Raw genomic sequence first — 19,184 nt, forward strand, 5'->3', positions numbered from 1 at the left:
CGCATGTATTTAGCCCCTCAATTAAACAGTATCGGAATAGGAACAACCTGATTTTTAGAACAAATGGGAACACTCCGGAAGCAATCAGGAAGTTAGCGCCATTATTCAACGGAGCTGTTATGCTTCCGGCGTAAAAGGAACGTGATCGCTCACTTGACTAAAAAAACAAGACCCGCGCTATGCGCAGGTCTTGCAAATTTCCAGTGATCCCGCTGGGACTCGAACCCAGGGCCCATACATTAAAAGTGTATTGCTCTACCAACTGAGCTACGGAATCAATCACCCGTTTTCGTTTGGGATTGCAAAGATATGTATTAAATTATTTTTGCCAAATATTTCAACAAAGAAAATTGAAGCGATCAATAAAACCCTCTCCCACCCTACGTTCCAGGCTTAAAAAAAATTTTCTTCACGATGCCTGATGATGTTTGTTTATCATCATATAAACGCAGTGAATAATATTTTCCGTCTACCCAATCGTCCACCATATTATCATAAAACCGGCTGCCAGGGTTGCCGCTTTGTCCGCCGGGATAAATCCCCCACGCCTTCGTTTCTTTCCCCAATTCCACGATCATCCGCCACGAGGGACCGGTGGTTTTCTTCGTCGCATTCACGATGTGTTTGCCGCCGCCGGTATTCAGGCCCATCCTGCTCAATGCGGGCAGGCTGCGCGAGAGGTGCCGGATATCCGTGCCCCGGAATTTCCCCAGCGTGAGTTTGCCGGCGGCATCGAGCACGGCCGCGGAATCCGCCGCGCGTTGGAACGCGGTCACCACGGCATCCGATAAAGTTTCGTGTTGCGGTGTTCTGATATTGTCCACGAAATGCATCGCCGTATCGCGCATGAGCCAGAAGAGCGTCGTTTTTTCGTCGGGGAAACGCAGGGCGATGCTGTCGCGGACGAGGTCGTCGTTCCAGATTTCCTGCTCCAGCGCGCTCCACCATAGCAGGAACAGCGTGGCGCCTTTGCTGTCGGGCGCACTCACGGCGTCCCAGGCGAACATCGTTTTCCAGTAAGCCCGCTGTGCGGCGGTCAGGCTCGACGCATTCACGAACTCGCCCAAAAAAGGCAATGCGGCCTCCGCCAGGCGGTTTTTATTGTCTTTCTGCAGCCGCATCATATCTTCCGGCGTAATGCCCTGCATCCCGCTTAATTGCTCTTTTATGCGCATGCCGCGGAACAGGTCGTAGTAGCCGAACATATGATAGGGGTACGTACTGTCGGTGGCGGCCTGGTTGGCGGAGCTCACGAAACCTTCGGGCGGGTTGTAGCTGTGCGGGTTTTCGGCCTGGGGTATGAAACCCTGCCACGCATACGTACTGTCGGAGCCGGGCATCACGAATTTCCCCTGGTCTTTCCAGCGGAGGGGATGGCGGCCGTTGTGCCAGATGGCGATGTCGCCGGAATCTTTGCCGGCGTATACAAAGTTCTGGGCGGGACAGTTCCACAGCGCCATCGCGCTTTTATACCCGTCGTAATTGCGTGCGTGATTGAGGCGGTAAATGGCCAGCAGTTCGTTCGAGGGGTCGTGGGCCGTCCACCGCATGGCGAGGAAACGTTCGCGCGAGCGGAGGTCGGGGAATGTATTATCGTACATCACGGGGCCCCATTCGGTGTAGGCCACGGTGTCGATGAAAGGTTTGTCGCCGCGGATCTTGATCTCTTCCAGCCGCAGTTGCGCGGGGCGGTATTCGCCGTTGAAGAGGTATTCTTTTTTGCCGTTGCGGAACTGCATGCGGTAAAAGTCGAGCACGTCCATATACCCGTTGGTCAGCCCCCAGCCGATGTGATCGTTAAAACCGATGATGATGCCGGGCGCGCCGGGCAGCGATACGCCGTACACGTTCATCTCCGGCGTTTTGATCTGCATCTCGTAAAAGAGCGAGGGCAGGCCGAGCTCCAGGTGCGGGTCGTTACACAAAATCGGCGCGCCGGAGCGGGTTTTGCTGCCGGCCACCACCCAGTTGTTGCTGCCTTTGTCGCGGTCGCTCACGGGGGATTGCAGTTTGTAGAATTCCCCCAGCAGGCTGTCTGCGGGCGGAACGGCGTGTTTCGTGGCGGCGGGGAACGCGGTGCCGGCGGGAATGATGGGCGCCTGCTGTGCCGGGAAATCCGGGTACATAAGGTCGAAATCTTCCTTGCCGTACAGCTGCCGGGCGTTGGTGTATTCCAGGTCGTCGGTGGTGGACGCCAGGTCGTAGCTCATGTATTTGATGAGCAGGGCGGTTTTCAGGTTCGTCCAGGGCTCGGGCGAATAACCCAGCAGTTTATATTCCAGCGGGTAATTGCGGGGGCGCAGGGTCTGGATGTACGCGTTCACGCCGGCGGTGTAGGCATCGCTCTGCATTTTCGACACGGGATCGGCCTCGATGGCGGCGACGGCCCGTTCGGCGGCGAACACCATGCCTTCGCGGCGCTTGCGGCGGTCGTACTGCAGCAGGTTGGCCCCGAGTATCTCGCACAGCCGCCCGCCGGCGGCGTAGGTTTGCAGTTCCATCTGCCAGAGGCGGTTTTTGGCGTGCAGGTACCCCTGTATAAAGTAGGCGTCGCGCTCCTGCGCGGCGAATACGTGGGCCACCATGCGCTCGTCGAACCATACCTGGGCCTCGCCCTGCAGGCCGGGCACGAGCAGTTCTTCTTCCGGCGTAATGGCGAGCGACTCCGCATGCTGCCAGAAACCGTGCTGGGGGCTCAGGAGCATGCCGAACGCCGGCAGGCTGCCCCATTTGTGATTGAGCGCCCAAACGAGCGCAATCGTTACAATGAGGGGAATCAATCGCATATGTGGAAATTAGTTACAGGCGTGACAGCGAGGCTGGCTCTTCCAGGTACAGGTCTATTACCTTGTTGCTGATTTCGTCGTACTTGGTAAAGATTTTCTTGAGGAGCGCGTACAGCTCCTTGTAATTGGTAAAAGATGGTTTCTCAGGTACAGGCGGCTGGCCGAGGACTTCGCACAACTTGTTCAGTTTGCCGCCCTCCTTCACGTCGTGGTCGAGGTCGAACACCATCGCCACATCCACAAAACCGTCCTTCAGGGAAATCGTGATACCCGAACCCAGGCCCTTTACGGTGCGCACTTCGTCTACCAGTTCCACGGTGTACACGGCCGTTTTGGCGTCGTACACGGTTTTATCGTAGCCGAATTCCTTGATCATCTCCTGCGCTTCCGTAATACTGTGATCTGCAAAGGCCGGCGTTCCCTGGTATTCCGCGAGCAGCGTTTTATACCAGTTACAGATATCAAGCTCTTCCAACACTTTTTTCCAAACAGGATGAATGTCCATAAAACAGTTTTAGAAGGGTGAAGAAATCATTGTTAATATACACCTTTTACGGAAAAATAATCCGGATCAATTTTGCCACTTCCTGTTCAGTGTTAAAACTGTGCAGCACCACCCGCAGCCGTTCCCCTCCCCGGGGCACCGTCGGGTGCAAAATGGCCCGTACGTCTAACCCTTCTAGTTGCAATCGCTGTGCCAACCCTCGGGCGGCCTCGTTACCGGGCGCCATGACCACCTGGATGGGGGTCTCGCTGTCGAGCCGCCGGTCTTCCGGCACCCCGGCCCTGAATTGCTGTATCAGCTGCTGCAGGTGCCGCCGTTCGGCCTGCATGTCCGGGAAAATACCGTACGCGGCCAGGATAACGGCTACAGCCTGGGGCGGCAGCGCGGTGGTATAAATGAACGACCGGGAATAGTTGATAAGGTAGTCGCGCAGCACGGCCGAGCCCAGCACCACGGCGCCATGGCAGCCAACGGCCTTGCCGAAGGTATGCACCCGGGCGAAACAGCTGCCGGCTAACTGCAACGCCTGTACGAGACCCTCACCCTTGCCGCCGATCACGCCGGTGGCATGGGCTTCGTCCACGATCAGCAGTGCGCCGGACTTCTCGCAGAGCGCGGCGATCTCCGTGAGGGGCGCCAGGTCGCCGTCCATCGAATAGACCGACTCCACGGCCACAAAAATGCGGCCGGCGGCATTGTCGAGTTTTTTCTGCAGATCGGCGAGGTTATTATGCAGGAAAGAATAGGCCGTGGCGGCGCTGAGGCGGATGCCGTCGCGGATGGAGGCGTGTATCAGCTGGTCGTACACGATGGTGTCGCCCTTCTGCGGTACGCACGAAAACAGGCCCAGATTAGCATCGTAGCCGGAATTGTAGATGAGCCCGGCAGGAGCGTCGTGGAAAGCGGCGAGCACTTTTTCGGCTTCCTCTACCAGCTCGTAGTTGCCGGCCAGCAGTCGCGACCCGCCGCTGCCGTGCACCTGGTGCAGCTGTTTGGCGATGGTATGGGCCTCTTCCTGCACCCGCTCGCTGCGGGCCAGGCCCAGGTAATCGTTGGAGCAGAAATCCACCAGTTGCCCCTGCACCCGCAGCTGCCGGAAAGCATGCTGCTGCCGCCGCTGCCGCAGCGCATCTTCGAGAAATCCCTCATTTTGCATGGTCCAAATCTATAACTTTGTGCTCCAATATCAACACCGTATGAGCAGTAAAGTTTCAATACTCGGCCTGAAGTTACCCACAGACCCGCGCTGGGTGAACCTGGCGGCGATTTCGCTGGAAGAAGTGCTGACCGACCACGCTTTTTGCGAACAGAAAGCGGCTACTTCCTGCATCTCGCTGATCCAGCGGTACCCGGATAAAGAAAAGCTCGTGGAAGAACTGGCGCCGATCGTGACGGAAGAATGGGGCCATTTCCGGCAGGTGCTGGCGGAAATGAAAAAACGGGGCTACACCCTGGGCAAACAGCGGAAAGACGAATATGTGAACGCGCTCATGCTCTTCCAGCAAAAAGGCGGCTCCCCGCAGGATGTGCTGCTCGACCGCCTGCTGATCTTCGCCCTCATCGAAGCGCGCAGCTGCGAGCGCTTCCGGCTGTTGAGCGAAGGCCTGCAAGACAAATATCTCCAGCAGTTCTATTATAAATTTATGGTATCCGAAGCGGGCCACTACCGCCTGTTCATCGACCTGGCCAACGAATACATCCCCGAAGAAAAAGTAAAGACCCGCTGGCAGCAATGGCTGGCCCACGAAGCGGAGATCATCCAGCACCTCACCGTGCGCGGCGACCGCATGCACTAGAAGTGGAACCCGAGGTTCACGTAAGCTTTCAGGTATTTGGCCTGGTCGCAATACATCAGCGTGCCCTCCAAAGGACCTAAACGGCTGCTGTAGCCGAGCGTAATGCCGTACCCGGTGAGATAGTCGAAACTGGTGGGGGCCAGCCGTTTGGTATCGAGGTATGCGGCGGATGCGCGGGGGATCACAAATACATTTTTGAACGCTTCATACTGGAACGCGATCTGCGTGGCGGCTACCCTGGAGGTGTTCATCTCGCCCTCGTAAAGCCCCACGAACGGTATCTGGTTACGGCTGAAATCGGTGATGCCGCCGATGAAAAAGTCGTTCACCAGCTCCTGGTTGTAGTTGAGCGTCATCCCGGCATAGATGTTCCAGTTGAAGGCGGACTTGCGCCCCAGCGGAAAATAGTAGTTCATTTTCAGCAGGCCGCGCTGGTAGTTGTTAAAGCGGAATCCCAGGCTGTCGAGGTTCAGCTCCCCGCCGGTAGTACTGCGCATCACGAAAGAGGGGTTCTGGCTGTGCACCCGGCCCACTTCGAACTGGATTTGCGCCCCGCGCGTGGGATACTGCTTCCGGTTGATGGTGCTGAGGCCGTAATAGAAGAAAGTATTCAGCTGCCGGGTGTTGCCGTCTACCTCGATATACGGGCTGAGTTTGGGTTTCAGGCGGATGTACTCCCAGCGGCTCCCCACCCCCACCGCCATCACGCGGTTGAGCATGTACTGCATGTGAATGTCCACGGCCGCGTATTTGTTGCGGTATTCCTGTATTTTTTTGAAGTTGTCGTAATAGTTGAGCGGGTTGTTCTCGTAATAGGCGCCCAGCCCGAAACCCACATTCCGCTTGCGGCCCAGGTATTTGAAGAACTCCGCGCGCAGGCGGGGGTTTTCGCTGATGGCCACGGTCACGTAGGCGCGCGAGTTGGGTACAACGAAGTTGCGCTGCGTCACGTTCAGGATGGCGCTCACATTGGTGAAGCTGTTGTAATTCAGCGCCACCTTCACGTAGGTGAGCGGGTTTTCTTCCACGTCCAGTTCCAGCTGGCTTTTGCCGTAGCCGAGCGGGTTCATGTGGTAGGTGATCTGTTTGTAGAAACGCGTGCCGTACACGTTCACCACGGCCTCCCTGATCTTCTGCGGCGTATAACAGCCGCCGGGCTTGAGGTTGAGCCTGCCGCGGAAAAACTTCTCGTCTGAATGCACAAGGCCCTTGATAAGAATGTCGCTGATCTCGACATCCGGTACAACGGGCACGCGGTTTTTAACCGGCGGCGCCGCAGGATACAGGGCGTTCAGCGAATCGGCGAGGTGTTTGAACACGGGGTACAGCTCCCGCCCTTTCCGTTTGCCCAGTTCGATGATGGAATCCACGCTGCCGAAACTGGCGGCGCCGTAACCTTTCAGATCATGTTCGATGTAGATATCCGTCACCTTGCGGGCTTTCCTGAAATCTTCCGCGTCTTTATAAAAACCGAGCTGGTAAAGAATATCGATGGGGGTAACCAGCTCGTCGGCCTTGGCCAGGCCACCGCTTACGCTGGAACCGATGACGATGTCTGCACCCATTTCCTTGGCGGTGATGGACGGGAAGTTGCGCACCACCCCGCCGTCGACCAGCTTGCGGCCGTCGATCTTCACGGTGGTGAAAACGGAAGGAATGGCCATACTGGCGCGCATACACGAAACGATCTCCCCTTTCTCGAGCGTCACGATTTCCCCCGTGGCCACATCGGTGGCGATGCATTTAAAGGGAATGCTGAATTTCGAAAAATCTTTCACGTCGCGCACGGGCCAGCACATCGACGCCAGCTCGAGCCACAGCTGTTCCCCGGAAATCACGCCGGAGGTCAGTTTGGGCTTGCCGTATTCAAACGGCACTTCCACCATGTAACGGTTGTATTCCGCGCGTTCTTCATAGCTGATATCGGTGAGGTTGGGCTGGTTGGAGAAGAGGGCGTTCCAGTCGAGCTTCCGGGCCATATACTCGATGGAGTCGCCGGAGTAGCCGATGGCGTAGAGGCCTCCCACGATGCTGCCCATGCTGGTGCCGGTCACATAATCGATCTTTAATCCCGCGCTGTCGATGGCCTGGAGGATGCCGATATGGGCCAGCCCTTTGGCGCCGCCGCCGCTCAGCGTGAGGCCTACTCCCGGGCGCTGGGCGTACAGTCCATAGGGATGGCAGGCTAAAATCAGGATAATGATTAGATAAATACGACGCATGGCGGCTTTTCTGTCCTTATATAAATAAAGATAAAGGATTTTGCCAGATGCATACTTTATTAAACAATTTTTCTATCTTTTCGGGATAACAATTTTTCATTTTGACTTTATGAGCTCCACGAAACAGCAACAAAACATCTGGCAGGTGATCTTTGCATCATCGGCCGGGACATTGATAGAATGGTATGATTTCTATATTTTCGGCAGTCTTTCCCTGATTTTGTCTGAAAAGTTTTTCCCCGACAGCAATCCGACGCTATCATACATCGCCACCCTGGCCACCTTTGCGGTAGGTTTCATCGTGCGCCCGTTCGGCGCCATCGTGTTCGGCCGGTTGGGCGATATGGTGGGAAGAAAGTACACCTTCCTGCTCACCCTGCTCATCATGGGCGGCTCCACTTTCGCGATCGGCCTGATACCGAGTTATAAAACCATCGGCATACTGGCCCCCATCCTCGTGCTGATCCTTCGCCTGGCCCAGGGCCTTGCGCTCGGCGGCGAATACGGCGGCGCGGCCACCTATGTGGCGGAGCACTCCCCTGCGCACCGCCGCGGGTATTACACGAGCTTCATCCAGACCACGGCCACCCTCGGCCTGTTCGTGTCGCTCGGCGTGATCCTGGCCACCCGCATCTGCATGAGCCCGGAATCGTTCAACGACTGGGGCTGGCGTATCCCGTTCTGGCTGAGCGTGTTTTTAGTGCTGATGAGTTATTACATCCGCATCAAACTGCACGAGTCGCCCCTGTTCGCGCAGCTGAAAGCGGAGGGCAAAACTTCCAAAAACCCGCTCAAAGAGAGCTTCGGCAATAAAGAAAACCTGAAACTGGTGCTGCTCGCGCTCTTCGGCGCAGCCATGGGCCAGGGCGTGGTGTGGTACACGGGACAGTTTTACGCACTCTCCTTCCTGCAGAAAACGATGAACATCGAATTCGTGCAGAGCAACATCATCATCGCCATCGCCCTGCTGGTGGGCACGCCGTTCTTTATTTATTTCGGGCACCTGTCAGACAAGATCGGCCGCAAAAAGATCATGATGGCGGGCATGCTGATCGCCGCACTGGCTTATTTCCCGATCTACAACGCGATGGATAAAACGGTGGACCTCTCCGCCAAACAGGAAGTGACCGCCATGTACCGCGTGGAAGGCAGCATCATCCCGCAGGAAGACGGCAGCACCATCGAAAAAACGGCCAAGATCCGCACGTATTCAGACAGTACGGTCGTAAGCGAGATCACGACCATCACGAAAGATAAAAAGGAAGTAAAGAAAGAAGTGACGGTGGGCACCAACAACCTCATCTGGCTGATCGTGCTCGTGTTCATACAGGTGCTGTTCGTAACGATGGTGTACGGGCCCATTGCCGCGTTCCTCGTAGAACTGTTCCCCACGCGCATCCGCTACACCTCCATGAGCCTGCCCTACCACATCGGCAACGGCGTATTCGGCGGCCTGCTGCCGGCCATCGCCACGCTGATGGTGCAAAGGACGGGCAACCACCTCGCGGGGCTGGTGTACCCGGTGGCCATCGCGTTGATCTGCCTGGTGATCGGCGTGATATTCATCAAAGAAAAGAAAACGGAAGACGGGTATGCGGAAGTATCCGAGGTTTGACCTACCTGTTCAACATAAAAAAGGCCGTCTCCTTGCAGGGAGACGGCCTTTTTTTTATAATGCCGCGCTGGCCGTTTTCAGAAAATCCGCCAGCTGTTTGTAATCTACTTTCTGTCCTTCTAGGATGGTGGCCGTTTTCCGCTCCGGCCCGGTCATCGACTTAAAATACCCTTTAATCTCGGGCAGTTCGGTGGCATTGAAGATCATAAAAGACAGTTTGTCTTTCGCCGCGGCGATCACCGCCGCATAATGCCCGTTCTTCAGGTAATGCGGTTTGCCGTACTGGAGGCGCTCTTCCACGCCGGGGATGGTTTTATGCACCGCTTTCCGCAATGTTTCTGCTGCTTCCGCCTGCCATTTGGGGAGCTTCTGGATGTACGCTGTAACTTCCTGGTTCATGAGATGAGTGTTTTAACACACCAAAGTTACAGGGCCCGAACGGGATGCACCGGGTATGATAGCGACATTGAACAGGTGAAATGCGACTTTGTCACTCCCCACCGAAATACCGCCGCTCCTCGTCCATTTCAATGTACGGATGCGCCTCCGTCAATGCCTTCACCTTCTTCGCATACGCCGCCAGGAACTGCCGGTGCTGCGGGGTTTGGGGGTTGAACGGGCGGTGCTGCCGCGCACGCAGGATGTCGGTCACCTGTTTTTCGAGCTGCTGCGCATCAGGGTGCAGGCAGGCGGCGGTGAAGTGGTCCCATACGTACTGGATGGCCAGGTCATTGGGATGCACGAGGTCTTCCTTGTAAAAGCGGTAATCGCGCAGATCGTCCATGACGAGTTCGTAGGCGGGAAAATAAAACAGGCGGTTGAATTTATTCACGAGGTGATGCACGGCCTGCAGCAGGATGGCTTTGCTCAGGTTGTTTTCCACCACGCCGTCGCGCACATACCGCACGGGGCTGACGGTGAACAGGATGTTCACTTTCCGGTTTTCGAAAAACAAACGGTGCATCATATTATCGAGCGCGGCGATGATTTCATCGGCCGTGAGCAGTTTTTTATAGAAAGCCGCATCGGGCACCTTGTGGCAATTGGCCACCATGCGGCCGTTTTCTTTCAGCATGTGCACATGGGCCGAGCCGAGGGTGATGATGAGCCAGTCGGCTTCCCTGAGGCGTTTTGTGGCCGCGGCGGCGGAGGCGTTGATGTCCGCCAGCACGGTTTCACGGTCGGGACCGGAGAAGCGGGAATGATGGTCCCAGCTGTGCCAGAGGTCTTCGTGCATCAGCAGGTCGTCCGCCGTGTATTGCTTCCCGTCGAGGTAGCCCTGCATGCTTTGCGCGATGCTCAGCGGGTTGAATAAAATCCCGTTCGGGTTGAGCTGTACGTTGAACTTGTGCTGTTGCAGGCGCTGGCCGATCTCTTCGGCGAAACACGAGCCTGCCAGCAATATTTTGTCGGTGTACTGCACGGACGGTTCCAGCGGTTGCACCGGGAAAGTGAGTCTGAAGTTCATGTTGCAAAAGTATCAAATCAAATCGTGGCGGAAGAGCTGCTCCGCTTTTTTGGCGGCCTCGCCTACCGCCTCCAGGCTGAAGGGCATGGGAATGTCGAGGGAAGCGCACCAGGCGGCGATGTTTTCGGTGGCGATGTTGCCTACCAGCTCATCCTGGGCCATGGGGCAGCCGCCGATGCCCTTGAGCGCGCTGTCGAAGCGGCGGCAGCCGTTGTTGTAGGCCGAGGCGATCTTTTCTTCCCAGGCGTACGGCGTGGAATGAAAATGCGCCCCGAACTCCACCGCCGGGTAAGCGGGAATGAGTCTGGAGAACAGCGAGGCGATGATGCCGGGCTGCGCCACACCTACGGTATCGGCGAGGGACAGGATATTGATGTCCATACCGGCGAAGGTGGCGGCCCATTCGAGCACCACATCCGGACTGTAAGGGTCGCCATACGGGTTACCGAACCCCATCGACAGGTACACCACCAGCTGTTTGTTGTTCTTCACGCACAGCTCCTGGATGGTTTGCACCTGGTCCAGCGATTCCTGCATGGTTTTATTCGTATTGCGCAGCTGGAACGTTTCGGAAAGGGAGAACGGAAAACCCAGGTAATCGATCGCTTCGTACCCTACGGCATCCTCCGCCCCGCGCACGTTGGCCACGATGGCCAGCAGTCTGGTGGCGCCGTTAGGCTCCAGCCCCCGCAACACTTCCGGTGTATCGGCCATCTGCGGGATGGCTTTGGCCGAGACGAAGCTGCCGAAGTCGAGGGTATCGAACCCCACCTTCATCAGATCATTGAGATAAGCCGTTTTGGCGGCGGTGCTGATCGGGTGCGGCCAGCCCTGCATCGCGTCGCGGGGACATTCTATGAATTTCATCCGTTTCATGGGTGCCAGTTTTACCACGGCTGCTGAACGCCGCCGTTATTTCTCCTGCATCCGCTGCTTCATGGCCTCGTACAGTATGATGCCCGCGGCAACAGATACGTTAAACGATTCAAAAGTGTTCTGCATGGGAATGTGAAACTGCTGGTCGGCCGCCTTGAGCAACGCCGGGTATACCCCTTTGTCTTCCGAGCCCATGATCACCGCCACCGGCTCGCGCCAGGGCAGGTCGGCCAGGGTGGCTTTGGATTCCATTTCGCTGGCCATCACGCTGATGCCGTTGAGGTGTAGCGTGTCGATGGCCTTGAGCAGGCTGTTCACGCGGCAGACCGCTATTTTCTCCAGCGCGCCGGCGGAAGATTTGAGGGCTTCCTCGTTGAGGGCGGCGATGCCCTTATCGGGGATGATAATGGCCTGTGCGCCGCAACATACCGCACTACGGGCAATCGCCCCGATGTTCCGCACGTCCGTAATCCCGTCGAGGATCAGGAACAGCGGGGTTTCGCCTTTTTCCACCACATGGGAAATCACGTCCTGGAGGTCGAGGTACGCTACTTTGGCCGTTACGGCCACCACACCCTGGTGATTGGCCTGGGTGAGGCTGTTGAGCTTCTCCACCGGTACCGAATTGATGGGAATGCGCTGTTCTGCGGCCAGCTGGCGGATTTGAGGGATGATATCCCCTGTGGCGCTTTTCAGCATAAAGATCCTTTCAATGGCTTTGCCGCTCTTCATGGCTTCCAGCAGGGGCTGGCGGCCGATGATCAGCGCAGACTGTTTCGGTTTCGGCGGCGAAGGTTTAAATCGATTGTTCATCGCGGCAAAGATAACGCATCAAAGCTCCCCTTCCAGCATCATGAGTTGAATCTTTTGGATGGCGGCTATGGAGAGGGAATCGGTGATTTCATGGTTTTTCACCATTTCGTAAGCTTTTTTGAAAGGCAGCCGCAGGATGGCGAGCTGCTCGGTTTCTTCCGGTTCGGGCTCCCGCTGCTCCAGCCCGCGGGCTAAAAACACCATCCCGTATTCGTTGGACACGGAATTGGACAGGTGCATGTGCACGATCAGGTCCCAGCGCTCCGCCACCAGGCCGGTCTCTTCGAGCAGTTCCCGTTTGGCGGATTCGAGCGGGTCGGTACCGAGTGGGCCGCCGCCTTCGGGAATTTCCCAGCTGTAGGCGTTCAGGGCGAAGCGGTATTGCCCCACCAGCCAGGTATGGCCTTCGTCGTCGAGCGCCACCACGCCGATGGCGATGTTCTTGAAATGCACCACGCCGTAGATGCCGTCACCGCCGGAGGGATTGATGACCTGGTGCTCGGTCAGGCTAATCCACGGATTATCATAATGCAACGCGGACGACTTCACTTTCCAGGGATTTTGTTGCTGTTCCATTGAACAAAGAACGTGGAAAAAGCGATATATTTATATAAGAAAGCGCTTTTTTCCTCGTCTAAACTATCAGTGGAACTTCCCGGAAGTCCCACCAGGCCCTAAAATAAAAATGAGCTAATGAAACATTTTTACCTCATACTCCTGCTCCTGGTCCCCCTGGTTTTACAAGCACAACGCAGAGAAAATTTCAGTAACGCCTACCTCGGCGTCATGATGCACAATTCGCAGGCGGGGATTTCGCTGGTGAATTCGTTCGGATTTATCCGTTACGCGGGCATCGGCGCGGGGGTGGACCTCACCAGTTTCTGCAATAACATCATGGTGCCCGTTTATTTCGACGTGCGGCTGAAATACCCCGTGGGACGATTCATTCCGTACGCACTGGGACAATTCGGCAAACCGCTCTACGAAAAAAACAATGCCCTCACTTTCCGCGAAGAAACCGGCGCCATCAACCCCATCAAGATCAACGGCCGTCACTTTTTCGGGTCCGGCGTGGGTTTCCAGTACCGGGCGGACAAGGTCTGGCTGTTCGCCTCGTACATCCGCCGCGAGTACCATATGCAGTACGAAGGCAAACGCACCCTGCCGCATTCGTTCGACACGCAGTTCAATGCCAATACGAACATTTTTATGGTGGGATTTACGTTCTGAGAAAAAAAAGCGGGAACGCACTGCGCCCCCGCTCCTCCACTGTTTAGACGGAGAATGGTTAAATGGAAAGATAGTAGTAATAAAACTCGTCGTCCCGCTTAAAGCCTTCGTCTTCGTATAAAGCCTGTGCCGTTGTATTCGTAATATGCGTCTGTAACATGATGTACCGTGCGCTGGTGCGCTCGCCCAGCTCCCGCGATGCGGCGATCAGTTTGCGCGCCGCGCCTTTCCGGCGATGCTCCGGGGCCACGTACAGGTCGTTCAGTATCCATGCCTTTTTCATGCCGATGGAAGAAAACACCGGGTATAACTGTGTGAACCCGATCAGCGTGCCGTCTTCATCCGTGGCGGCGTAAATCTCGCTGTCGTGTTGCTCCAGGCGTTCCGCCAGGTAGGCTTGTGCGCCTTCCACGTTGGTGGGCTGTTCATAGTGTTGACGGTAGGCGTCGAACAAAACGGCCAGCTGCGGCAGATGGGAATGGTTTGCTTTAATAATTTGCATGTACCGGGAATATTTGATTGAGGTGATGTTGTAAATGCCTTAAATAATCTTCCGCAATATACTGCAGCGTTACCGGAGCGCCCGGCCCGATCACCACGATGTGCCCCAGCGCCTTTGCCGGGATCAGCGGCAGGATGCGGGCGATGTGCAGGTTGAGCGTTTTCCAGAGCTGCACCAGTTCTTTCCAGTCGGCGTACTGGTACTGGCGGGCCTCTACCCAGAAATCCTGGTTATACCCCGGCAGCTCCGAATATTCCGAATGCTGCGCGCGTATAAAGCGCGGGTAGTTATTGGTGGCGGAATCGATGAGGTGGCCCAGCACTTCCTTGCGGCTCCATTTGGCCGGCGAGGGCCGTACCCCTGCTTCTTCGTTGCTGAAGCGCAGCAGTTTTTCGCTCACCTGTTCGGCGGCTTTGCGCAATTCTCGGCCCAGGCTGGCCAGCACCGGCGGTTGCAGGTCGATGCCCATCTTGATGTTGCATCTTTCGTAGCCGCCGCTTTCCAGCTCCATTTCCTGGAAGCCGAGCTTGCGGTACATGTTGATGGCCGCGGCCTGTTTGGTGTTGGAGTACAGGATCATGCGGGTATACCCGGCCTGCGCGGCGCGCTCCATGATGGCGGTGGCCAGCAGCCAGCCGAGCCGGCGGCCCTGGAAGGCTTCGTCTACGGCCATCTTCGTCATTTCCACGATGTTCTCGTCCACATGTTTATACGCCACGGTGCCTGCCAGTTCATCGCCGAGGGCGGCGAAGATGATGTCTCCGCCATGGCCGAGGATATGCGTTTCCGGTTCTTCCAGTACCGCATGATCGATCGGCTCCATGGTGTAGTTGGCGCTGATCCACGCTTTGTTGAAGCGCTCGAAATATGGTTGATAGTCGGGGTGCCAGGCCAGCACCCGTGCATCATTTGCTGCGTTCATAACTCTTTTTATTCTTGTTAAATGCGTTATTGACAAGATAGACGCCCAGCAGGGTCACGAGGCACGATACGCCGATCATCCAGTTCAGTTTTTCACTTAATACCAGCCAGCCGAGAATGACCGCCACCACGGGATTGACGTATGCATAGATGGATACGAGCGAGGGCGGCAGGTTATTCAGCGCGAACACATAAGCCGAATAACTGAGCAAAGATCCGACAAAAATCAGATACAGCAAGCTGCCCCAGAGTTCGCCCGTAAAGCTGGTGACGTTCAGGTGCTCGCCCATGAGCAGGGAAATGAAAAACATCACCACGCCGCTGAACAGCATCTGGAAACCCGCGCCGTACAGGTAATTGACGCCCAGCGCCCACTTCGCCGTGAGCACGGAGCCCAGCGCCCAGAACACACAGGCGGAAGTGATGAGCATCACCCCGAAGCGGTACTGCGGGTCCATCAGCTCTTTGATGTGATCGTAAAAGATGCCGCCGATACCGGCCAGGCCGATGACCATGCCCAGTATCAGCTGCGCCGTAATGCGGGTGCGCTGTACGAGGAAATAACTGAAGATCGTGATCCAGATGGGCACCGTGGCGGCGATGATGGCGCCCATGCCGCTGGGGATGTATTTCATGGCCCAGGTCATGAGCCCGTTGCTGCCGCAGAGCATCAGCACCCCGATCACGAAGAGCCGCGACAATACGGGCAGCTTGGGCAGCTTGTATCCCCGCAGCAGAAAGAACCCCACCAGCAGCACGCCGGCGGTGCCCTGCCGCAGGGCGGCCAGCAGCATGCCGTGCATATGTTGTACGCCTATCCTGGAAGCCAGGTACGTGGTGCCCCAGAAGATGCTGACGATCACCAGGGCCACATAAGCGTTGATATTTGATTTTTTCATGGTCTTGTTGTTAATGGTTTTTCCTGAGAAATGGCAAGGTGATAACATGCGACGGGTGGAGACCCGCCGCCTTAACTAATATCAACCTCTAAATCAATTATTTTCTATGATGGCGGAAAGATGGGCAATGTCTGCGGCAACGGTCTCAAGCTCTTCCATCACCTTATCAATGTCCTGTTCCGTGGTCCGCCAGTTGACCAGCGCCGCCCTGATGGCGGATACACCCTGGTACTGGGTAGGCGTCACATATACGAGGCCCCGCTTGTTCAACTTTTGCAGGAACAGTTGTACATGCTCCGCCAGCATTCGCGGCTCGTGGTTGAGCGTGAAGCATACCACGCATAACCGCACCGGGGCGAGTAACTGGAAACGTTCGCTTTTCTGTATCCGTTCGCCGAGCAGCTGCGCCAGCCGGATGTTTTGCTCCACCATGTCCCTGTATCCCTCGGCCCCGTAGGCCTTCAGTGAGAACCAGGCGGGCAGCGACCGCAGGCGGCGGGAGTTTTCCGGCGCGTAGTTGATGTAATTGAAATTTTCGGCGGGGTCGCCCAGGTAGGCGGCGCCTGCATTCTGGAACACGGCTAACTGTAACAGGGGATGACGGGTGAATATCATGGCCGCATCGTACGGCACGTTGAGCCACTTATGGGCGTCTATGGTAACGGAGTCTGCCGCTTCCCACCCGCGGAGCAGGTGTTTGTAGCGGGGGCTGGCGGCTGCGAAACCACCGAAAGCGGCGTCTACATGCAGCCAGAAATTATGTTCTTTTTTGAGTGCGGCGATGGCGGCGAGGTCGTCGAAGTCAACCGTATTGACGGTGCCCGCGCTGGCCACATAAATGAAGGGCTCGCCGGGATGGGCGTTGATCCATGCCTGAAGTGCAGATACGTCCACCGCCTCGCGCCCCGGCAACGTGGGCAGTTTCACCAGGGCGTTGCGGCCCAGGCCGAGCATCGACAATGCTTTGGCGATGCTGGAGTGCGGGGTGGCGGCCAGTACCTTCACATCTTTCAGCGCGCTGGCGCCGGCGATGTCCACATCCACCCCCTGCTGCCTACCGAGCCATTGCCTGGCGGTCGCAAGGCCGGTAAAATTACTCATGGTGGCCCCGCTCACAAAACTTCCCAGCATCTCGTCGGGCAACCCGAATAACTGTTTCAGCAGGTCGATGGTTTCTGTTTCAATATGGAAAGAAACGGCCGATTTGTCGGCCGGGTTCATGTCGAATGTAGCGGCGAGCCAGTCGCCTGTCAATGCCGCGGGCGTTACGCCGCCGGTCACGAAACCGAAGTAGCGCGGGCCGGCGTTGCCGGTGAGGTAATCGCCAAACCGGTTGTCGAAATGCTCCAATGCGGCCTCCGCCCCCATGCCCTTTTCCGGTAAAACCGTAGCGGGGAACGAAGGAACCGGCAGGTTGACTTTCAGCTCGTTGATCCGGGAAAGAAAACTGCCTGCATAGCTGGCTGTTTGCTGCAGCAGTTCATTCAGCTGTAAGAGGTCGTGGCGGAATGTTGCATTCATGTTTCGCGGTTGAGAGGTATTCGATTTTGACACCACAAAATTCCGCCATTCCGGTATAAAAAAACAGATTCAGTTTTAGAAATTTTGACCAGATCAGATGGGTTGACGAGCATCCCTGATCAGTGACGAATGCGATTCGTCATTCAGAACAACGTGCCGCCCCCTTCATGGTCGAGCAGCCACTGTTTACGCCAGAGCCCGCCCGCGTATCCCGTAAGTACGCCACCACTGCCGATCACGCGGTGGCAGGGCACCACAATCGCGAGGTTATTACGGCCGTTGGTGGTGCCCACGGCGCGGATACTTTTGACGTTGCCCACCCGTTTGGCGAGGGCGAGATAGGTAATAGTTTCACCAAAAGGAATGGTGGTGAGCTGATGCCATACGGCCTGCTGAAAAGGGGTGCCTTCCTGCTGCATGGGGAAGTCGAACGTACGGCGGGTCTTATCGAAATATTCCTGTAACTGTTTCACCGCCAGATGCAGCAACGGCGGCACTTCGGGGCTCTCCTCCCCTTCGTCCGTGAACAGCACGGCGTTGATGTGATGTTCGGTGCCTTCGATGAGCAACCGGCCAACGGGCGAAGGCATGCTGATCCGGTACCTATTTTGCGTAGAGGGATCGCCAGCAGTAGAAGGTTGCATAGGCAGCATGGTTTTTCCAGTGATCGGTATATTTTTTCACCTCGGGGATGCCGGGTTTGGCGGGCAATCCCATCCGGTAGCGGATGGCGTTGTGCAGGCCCGCATCTTCGAGGGGCAGCGCCTGCGGGTGCTGCGCGAATTTCATCAGCACATAATTGGCGCTCCAGGGGCCGATGCCTTTGATGGATACGAGGGCGTCGCGGGCTTCTTCGTAGGTCATCCGCATCAGCATGTCTTCATGCAGCCTGCCGTCCGCCATCAGCTGCGCCACGCGGATGATGCCTTCGGCCTTGGTGCGCGAAAACTGCATGGGCATCAGGTCTTCGGGACGCAGCACGGCGATCACGGCGGGATGGGGATAGAGGTAGTACGTACCGCCCTCCCATTCCACCGTATGCCCGAAGGCCTGCACGAGCCGCTGCTTCATGGTATACGCAAAAGCGAGGTTGATCTGCTGGCCGGTGATGGTCCAGGTGATGCATTCGAACAGATCAGGGATACCCACGAGGCGCAGGCCGCTGAATTCCTTTACCAGCGGGCCCAGCAACGGGTCCGGCGCGGCAAAGTCGTAGAACGGTTGCAGGCTGCCGCTGAGATGCAGCCAGCGGTCCATGAAACGGCTGATATAGGCTTCGCCGTTAGGGCTCACCTCTCCTTCCAGCACTTCCGCGGAGAGCGACTGCCGGGCCGCGTCTTCCCGGATGCGCAGCAGCACGGGCGCGCCTTCCGGCGCCAGCAGTTTATACACGGCGCCGTCGCGCACCTGGTGCAGGCATTCGCGGGGCGAGCGGTTCAGGAACTGCAGGCTTTCGGCAAAGTTGAAGTGATGATATTCGTTGACAGGCAGTTGGATCATGTTGTTTTGGTATGCACCAGCTGGAAGATGGTGAACAGGTGATGCGCTTCGTGGAGAATGAACAATTCTATCCACTGCGCCATATCGAATTTTCCATACACGGGATGGCTGCCTTTGCGGCGCAGGGCCTGCGCATCCAGCCCGTCCACAAAGTTGATCATCTCCTCCCGGTCTTTCCGGTAAATATCCAGCAGCGCCGCTATCCGGATGTTTTTGTATTGTGCGAAGAGCGCGTCGTTTTCCCAGCTGTAGCGCTCGAATTCCGGTTCGTCCTCTTCGAGGATGCGCCGGAAACGCGCCATGTAAACGGGATGAAAAACGGCGAGGTGGGCGGCGTTCTCGAAAGCCGTCCATTTGCCGGGCCTGATCTCCTGCTGCAGCACTTCCTGCGGCACGGCGCCGGTAATTTCCGCCAGCGAAAGATGCTGGGTGCGGAAACGGGTATCTACCGAAAAGGGTAATCTTTGCATGTGACTGGTTAAATGGGATATGAAAATATAAAATTCCTTCCAAACAGATGCTATTTCCGT

The 19,184-nt window shown here is 56.7% G+C and carries 19 protein-coding genes and 1 tRNA gene; 3 read left to right on the forward strand and 17 right to left on the reverse strand.

Going from position 1 to position 19,184, the window contains the following annotated elements; genetic code table 11:
• Window positions 1-204: 204 nt before the first annotated feature.
• The 4 genes from EGT74_RS17935 to EGT74_RS17950 all read right to left on the reverse strand — a co-directional run bounded on the left by EGT74_RS17935 (window position 205) and on the right by EGT74_RS17950 (window position 4,447).
• Window positions 205-277, reverse strand: a tRNA-Lys gene (locus EGT74_RS17935).
• Between the two features lie 103 nt (window positions 278-380).
• Window positions 381-2,786 (reverse strand): penicillin acylase family protein, encoded by a 2,406-nt coding sequence (locus EGT74_RS17940; protein ID WP_123847946.1) that lies wholly within the window; start codon window positions 2,784-2,786, stop codon window positions 381-383.
• 13 nt (window positions 2,787-2,799) lie between these two features.
• Window positions 2,800-3,291 carry a hypothetical protein gene (locus EGT74_RS17945; RefSeq protein WP_123847947.1) on the reverse strand — a complete coding sequence of 164 codons (492 nt, stop codon included), beginning with the start codon at window positions 3,289-3,291 and terminating at the stop codon, window positions 2,800-2,802.
• Window positions 3,292-3,337: 46 nt separating this feature from the next.
• On the reverse strand, window positions 3,338-4,447 hold the full coding sequence (locus tag EGT74_RS17950) for an aminotransferase class I/II-fold pyridoxal phosphate-dependent enzyme (protein ID WP_123847948.1): 1,110 nt from the start codon (window positions 4,445-4,447) through the stop codon (window positions 3,338-3,340).
• Window positions 4,448-4,487: 40 nt separating this feature from the next.
• On the opposite strand from EGT74_RS17950, the gene miaE reads away from it, so the two are divergent.
• Window positions 4,488-5,087: a tRNA-(ms[2]io[6]A)-hydroxylase gene (miaE, locus tag EGT74_RS17955; protein WP_123847949.1), complete on the forward strand. Its 600-nt coding sequence runs from the start codon at window positions 4,488-4,490 to the stop codon at window positions 5,085-5,087.
• Here the strand turns inward: miaE and EGT74_RS17960 are convergent.
• On the reverse strand, window positions 5,084-7,309 hold the full coding sequence (locus EGT74_RS17960; RefSeq protein ID WP_123847950.1) for a patatin-like phospholipase family protein: 2,226 nt from the start codon (window positions 7,307-7,309) through the stop codon (window positions 5,084-5,086). The two genes, miaE and EGT74_RS17960, sit on opposite strands and share 4 nt — an antisense overlap.
• Window positions 7,310-7,418: 109 nt before the next feature.
• On the opposite strand from EGT74_RS17960, the gene EGT74_RS17965 reads away from it, so the two are divergent.
• A complete protein-coding gene (locus tag EGT74_RS17965) occupies window positions 7,419-8,924 on the forward strand; it encodes an MFS transporter (protein ID WP_123847951.1) in 1,506 nt (501 codons plus the stop codon).
• A gap of 54 nt (window positions 8,925-8,978) precedes the next feature.
• Here EGT74_RS17965 and EGT74_RS17970 read toward each other — a convergent pair whose 3' ends face one another.
• From EGT74_RS17970 to EGT74_RS17990, 5 genes are all read right to left on the reverse strand, one after another.
• Entirely contained in the window at window positions 8,979-9,323 is a 345-nt protein-coding gene (locus EGT74_RS17970; protein ID WP_123847952.1) for a DUF1801 domain-containing protein, read from the reverse strand.
• A 91-nt stretch (window positions 9,324-9,414) separates the two neighbouring features.
• Window positions 9,415-10,392, reverse strand: coding sequence for a GSCFA domain-containing protein (locus tag EGT74_RS17975; RefSeq protein ID WP_123847953.1), 978 nt, complete (start codon window positions 10,390-10,392; stop codon window positions 9,415-9,417).
• A 12-nt stretch (window positions 10,393-10,404) separates the two neighbouring features.
• Complete coding sequence (locus EGT74_RS17980; protein ID WP_246008243.1) at window positions 10,405-11,268, reverse strand: hydroxymethylglutaryl-CoA lyase; 864 nt, start codon at window positions 11,266-11,268, stop codon at window positions 10,405-10,407.
• A 36-nt stretch (window positions 11,269-11,304) separates the two neighbouring features.
• A complete protein-coding gene (gene rlmB / locus EGT74_RS17985; protein ID WP_123847954.1) occupies window positions 11,305-12,081 on the reverse strand; it encodes a 23S rRNA (guanosine(2251)-2'-O)-methyltransferase RlmB in 777 nt (258 codons plus the stop codon).
• 18 nt (window positions 12,082-12,099) lie between these two features.
• A complete protein-coding gene (locus tag EGT74_RS17990) occupies window positions 12,100-12,657 on the reverse strand; it encodes an NUDIX domain-containing protein (protein ID WP_123847955.1) in 558 nt (185 codons plus the stop codon).
• Between the two features lie 117 nt (window positions 12,658-12,774).
• On the opposite strand from EGT74_RS17990, the gene EGT74_RS17995 reads away from it, so the two are divergent.
• Window positions 12,775-13,311, forward strand: coding sequence for a hypothetical protein (locus EGT74_RS17995; protein ID WP_123847956.1), 537 nt, complete (start codon window positions 12,775-12,777; stop codon window positions 13,309-13,311).
• Between the two features lie 58 nt (window positions 13,312-13,369).
• Here the strand turns inward: EGT74_RS17995 and EGT74_RS18000 are convergent, their stop codons facing one another.
• The 7 genes from EGT74_RS18000 to EGT74_RS18030 form a co-directional block, all read right to left on the reverse strand.
• Window positions 13,370-13,813, reverse strand: coding sequence for a GNAT family N-acetyltransferase (locus EGT74_RS18000; RefSeq protein WP_123847957.1), 444 nt, complete (start codon window positions 13,811-13,813; stop codon window positions 13,370-13,372).
• Complete coding sequence (locus tag EGT74_RS18005; RefSeq protein ID WP_123847958.1) at window positions 13,800-14,735, reverse strand: GNAT family N-acetyltransferase; 936 nt, start codon at window positions 14,733-14,735, stop codon at window positions 13,800-13,802. Before EGT74_RS18005 ends, EGT74_RS18000 begins: the two co-directional genes overlap by 14 nt.
• Window positions 14,719-15,633, reverse strand: a complete 915-nt coding sequence (locus tag EGT74_RS18010) for an EamA family transporter (RefSeq protein ID WP_158618210.1) — start codon at window positions 15,631-15,633, stop codon at window positions 14,719-14,721. Before EGT74_RS18010 ends, EGT74_RS18005 begins: the two co-directional genes overlap by 17 nt.
• A gap of 93 nt (window positions 15,634-15,726) precedes the next feature.
• The gene (locus tag EGT74_RS18015; RefSeq protein ID WP_123847960.1) at window positions 15,727-17,154 is read right to left on the reverse strand and encodes a pyridoxal phosphate-dependent decarboxylase family protein; all 1,428 of its coding nucleotides are present in this window, start codon (window positions 17,152-17,154) and stop codon (window positions 15,727-15,729) included.
• Window positions 17,155-17,297: 143 nt separating this feature from the next.
• A complete protein-coding gene (locus tag EGT74_RS18020) occupies window positions 17,298-17,744 on the reverse strand; it encodes a methylated-DNA--[protein]-cysteine S-methyltransferase (RefSeq protein WP_246008244.1) in 447 nt (148 codons plus the stop codon).
• A 13-nt stretch (window positions 17,745-17,757) separates the two neighbouring features.
• Complete coding sequence (locus tag EGT74_RS18025; RefSeq protein WP_123847962.1) at window positions 17,758-18,654, reverse strand: DNA-3-methyladenine glycosylase family protein; 897 nt, start codon at window positions 18,652-18,654, stop codon at window positions 17,758-17,760.
• Complete coding sequence (locus tag EGT74_RS18030) at window positions 18,651-19,124, reverse strand: DinB family protein (RefSeq protein ID WP_158618211.1); 474 nt, start codon at window positions 19,122-19,124, stop codon at window positions 18,651-18,653. Before EGT74_RS18030 ends, EGT74_RS18025 begins: the two co-directional genes overlap by 4 nt.
• Window positions 19,125-19,184 lie beyond the last annotated feature (60 nt).

The organism is Chitinophaga lutea (assembly GCF_003813775.1).
GTDB lineage: Bacteria > Bacteroidota > Bacteroidia > Chitinophagales > Chitinophagaceae > Chitinophaga > Chitinophaga lutea.

What these genes read in the sequence shown, in the direction of transcription:
- EGT74_RS17940 (WP_123847946.1), bottom strand. Translation starts at nt 2,786, where the DNA reads ATGCGATTGATTCCCCTCATTGTAACGATTGCGCTCGTTTGGGCGCTC.
- EGT74_RS17945 (WP_123847947.1), bottom strand. Translation starts at nt 3,291, where the DNA reads ATGGACATTCATCCTGTTTGGAAAAAAGTGTTGGAAGAGCTTGATATC.
- EGT74_RS17950 (WP_123847948.1), bottom strand. Translation starts at nt 4,447, where the DNA reads ATGCAAAATGAGGGATTTCTCGAAGATGCGCTGCGGCAGCGGCGGCAG.
- miaE (WP_123847949.1), top strand. Translation starts at nt 4,488, where the DNA reads ATGAGCAGTAAAGTTTCAATACTCGGCCTGAAGTTACCCACAGACCCG.
- EGT74_RS17960 (WP_123847950.1), bottom strand. Translation starts at nt 7,309, where the DNA reads ATGCGTCGTATTTATCTAATCATTATCCTGATTTTAGCCTGCCATCCC.
- EGT74_RS17965 (WP_123847951.1), top strand. Translation starts at nt 7,419, where the DNA reads ATGAGCTCCACGAAACAGCAACAAAACATCTGGCAGGTGATCTTTGCA.
- EGT74_RS17970 (WP_123847952.1), bottom strand. Translation starts at nt 9,323, where the DNA reads ATGAACCAGGAAGTTACAGCGTACATCCAGAAGCTCCCCAAATGGCAG.
- EGT74_RS17975 (WP_123847953.1), bottom strand. Translation starts at nt 10,392, where the DNA reads ATGAACTTCAGACTCACTTTCCCGGTGCAACCGCTGGAACCGTCCGTG.
- EGT74_RS17980 (WP_246008243.1), bottom strand. Translation starts at nt 11,268, where the DNA reads ATGAAACGGATGAAATTCATAGAATGTCCCCGCGACGCGATGCAGGGC.
- rlmB (WP_123847954.1), bottom strand. Translation starts at nt 12,081, where the DNA reads ATGAACAATCGATTTAAACCTTCGCCGCCGAAACCGAAACAGTCTGCG.
- EGT74_RS17990 (WP_123847955.1), bottom strand. Translation starts at nt 12,657, where the DNA reads ATGGAACAGCAACAAAATCCCTGGAAAGTGAAGTCGTCCGCGTTGCAT.
- EGT74_RS17995 (WP_123847956.1), top strand. Translation starts at nt 12,775, where the DNA reads ATGAAACATTTTTACCTCATACTCCTGCTCCTGGTCCCCCTGGTTTTA.
- EGT74_RS18000 (WP_123847957.1), bottom strand. Translation starts at nt 13,813, where the DNA reads ATGCAAATTATTAAAGCAAACCATTCCCATCTGCCGCAGCTGGCCGTT.
- EGT74_RS18005 (WP_123847958.1), bottom strand. Translation starts at nt 14,735, where the DNA reads ATGAACGCAGCAAATGATGCACGGGTGCTGGCCTGGCACCCCGACTAT.
- EGT74_RS18010 (WP_158618210.1), bottom strand. Translation starts at nt 15,633, where the DNA reads ATGAAAAAATCAAATATCAACGCTTATGTGGCCCTGGTGATCGTCAGC.
- EGT74_RS18015 (WP_123847960.1), bottom strand. Translation starts at nt 17,154, where the DNA reads ATGAATGCAACATTCCGCCACGACCTCTTACAGCTGAATGAACTGCTG.
- EGT74_RS18020 (WP_246008244.1), bottom strand. Translation starts at nt 17,744, where the DNA reads ATGCCTTCGCCCGTTGGCCGGTTGCTCATCGAAGGCACCGAACATCAC.
- EGT74_RS18025 (WP_123847962.1), bottom strand. Translation starts at nt 18,654, where the DNA reads ATGATCCAACTGCCTGTCAACGAATATCATCACTTCAACTTTGCCGAA.
- EGT74_RS18030 (WP_158618211.1), bottom strand. Translation starts at nt 19,124, where the DNA reads ATGCAAAGATTACCCTTTTCGGTAGATACCCGTTTCCGCACCCAGCAT.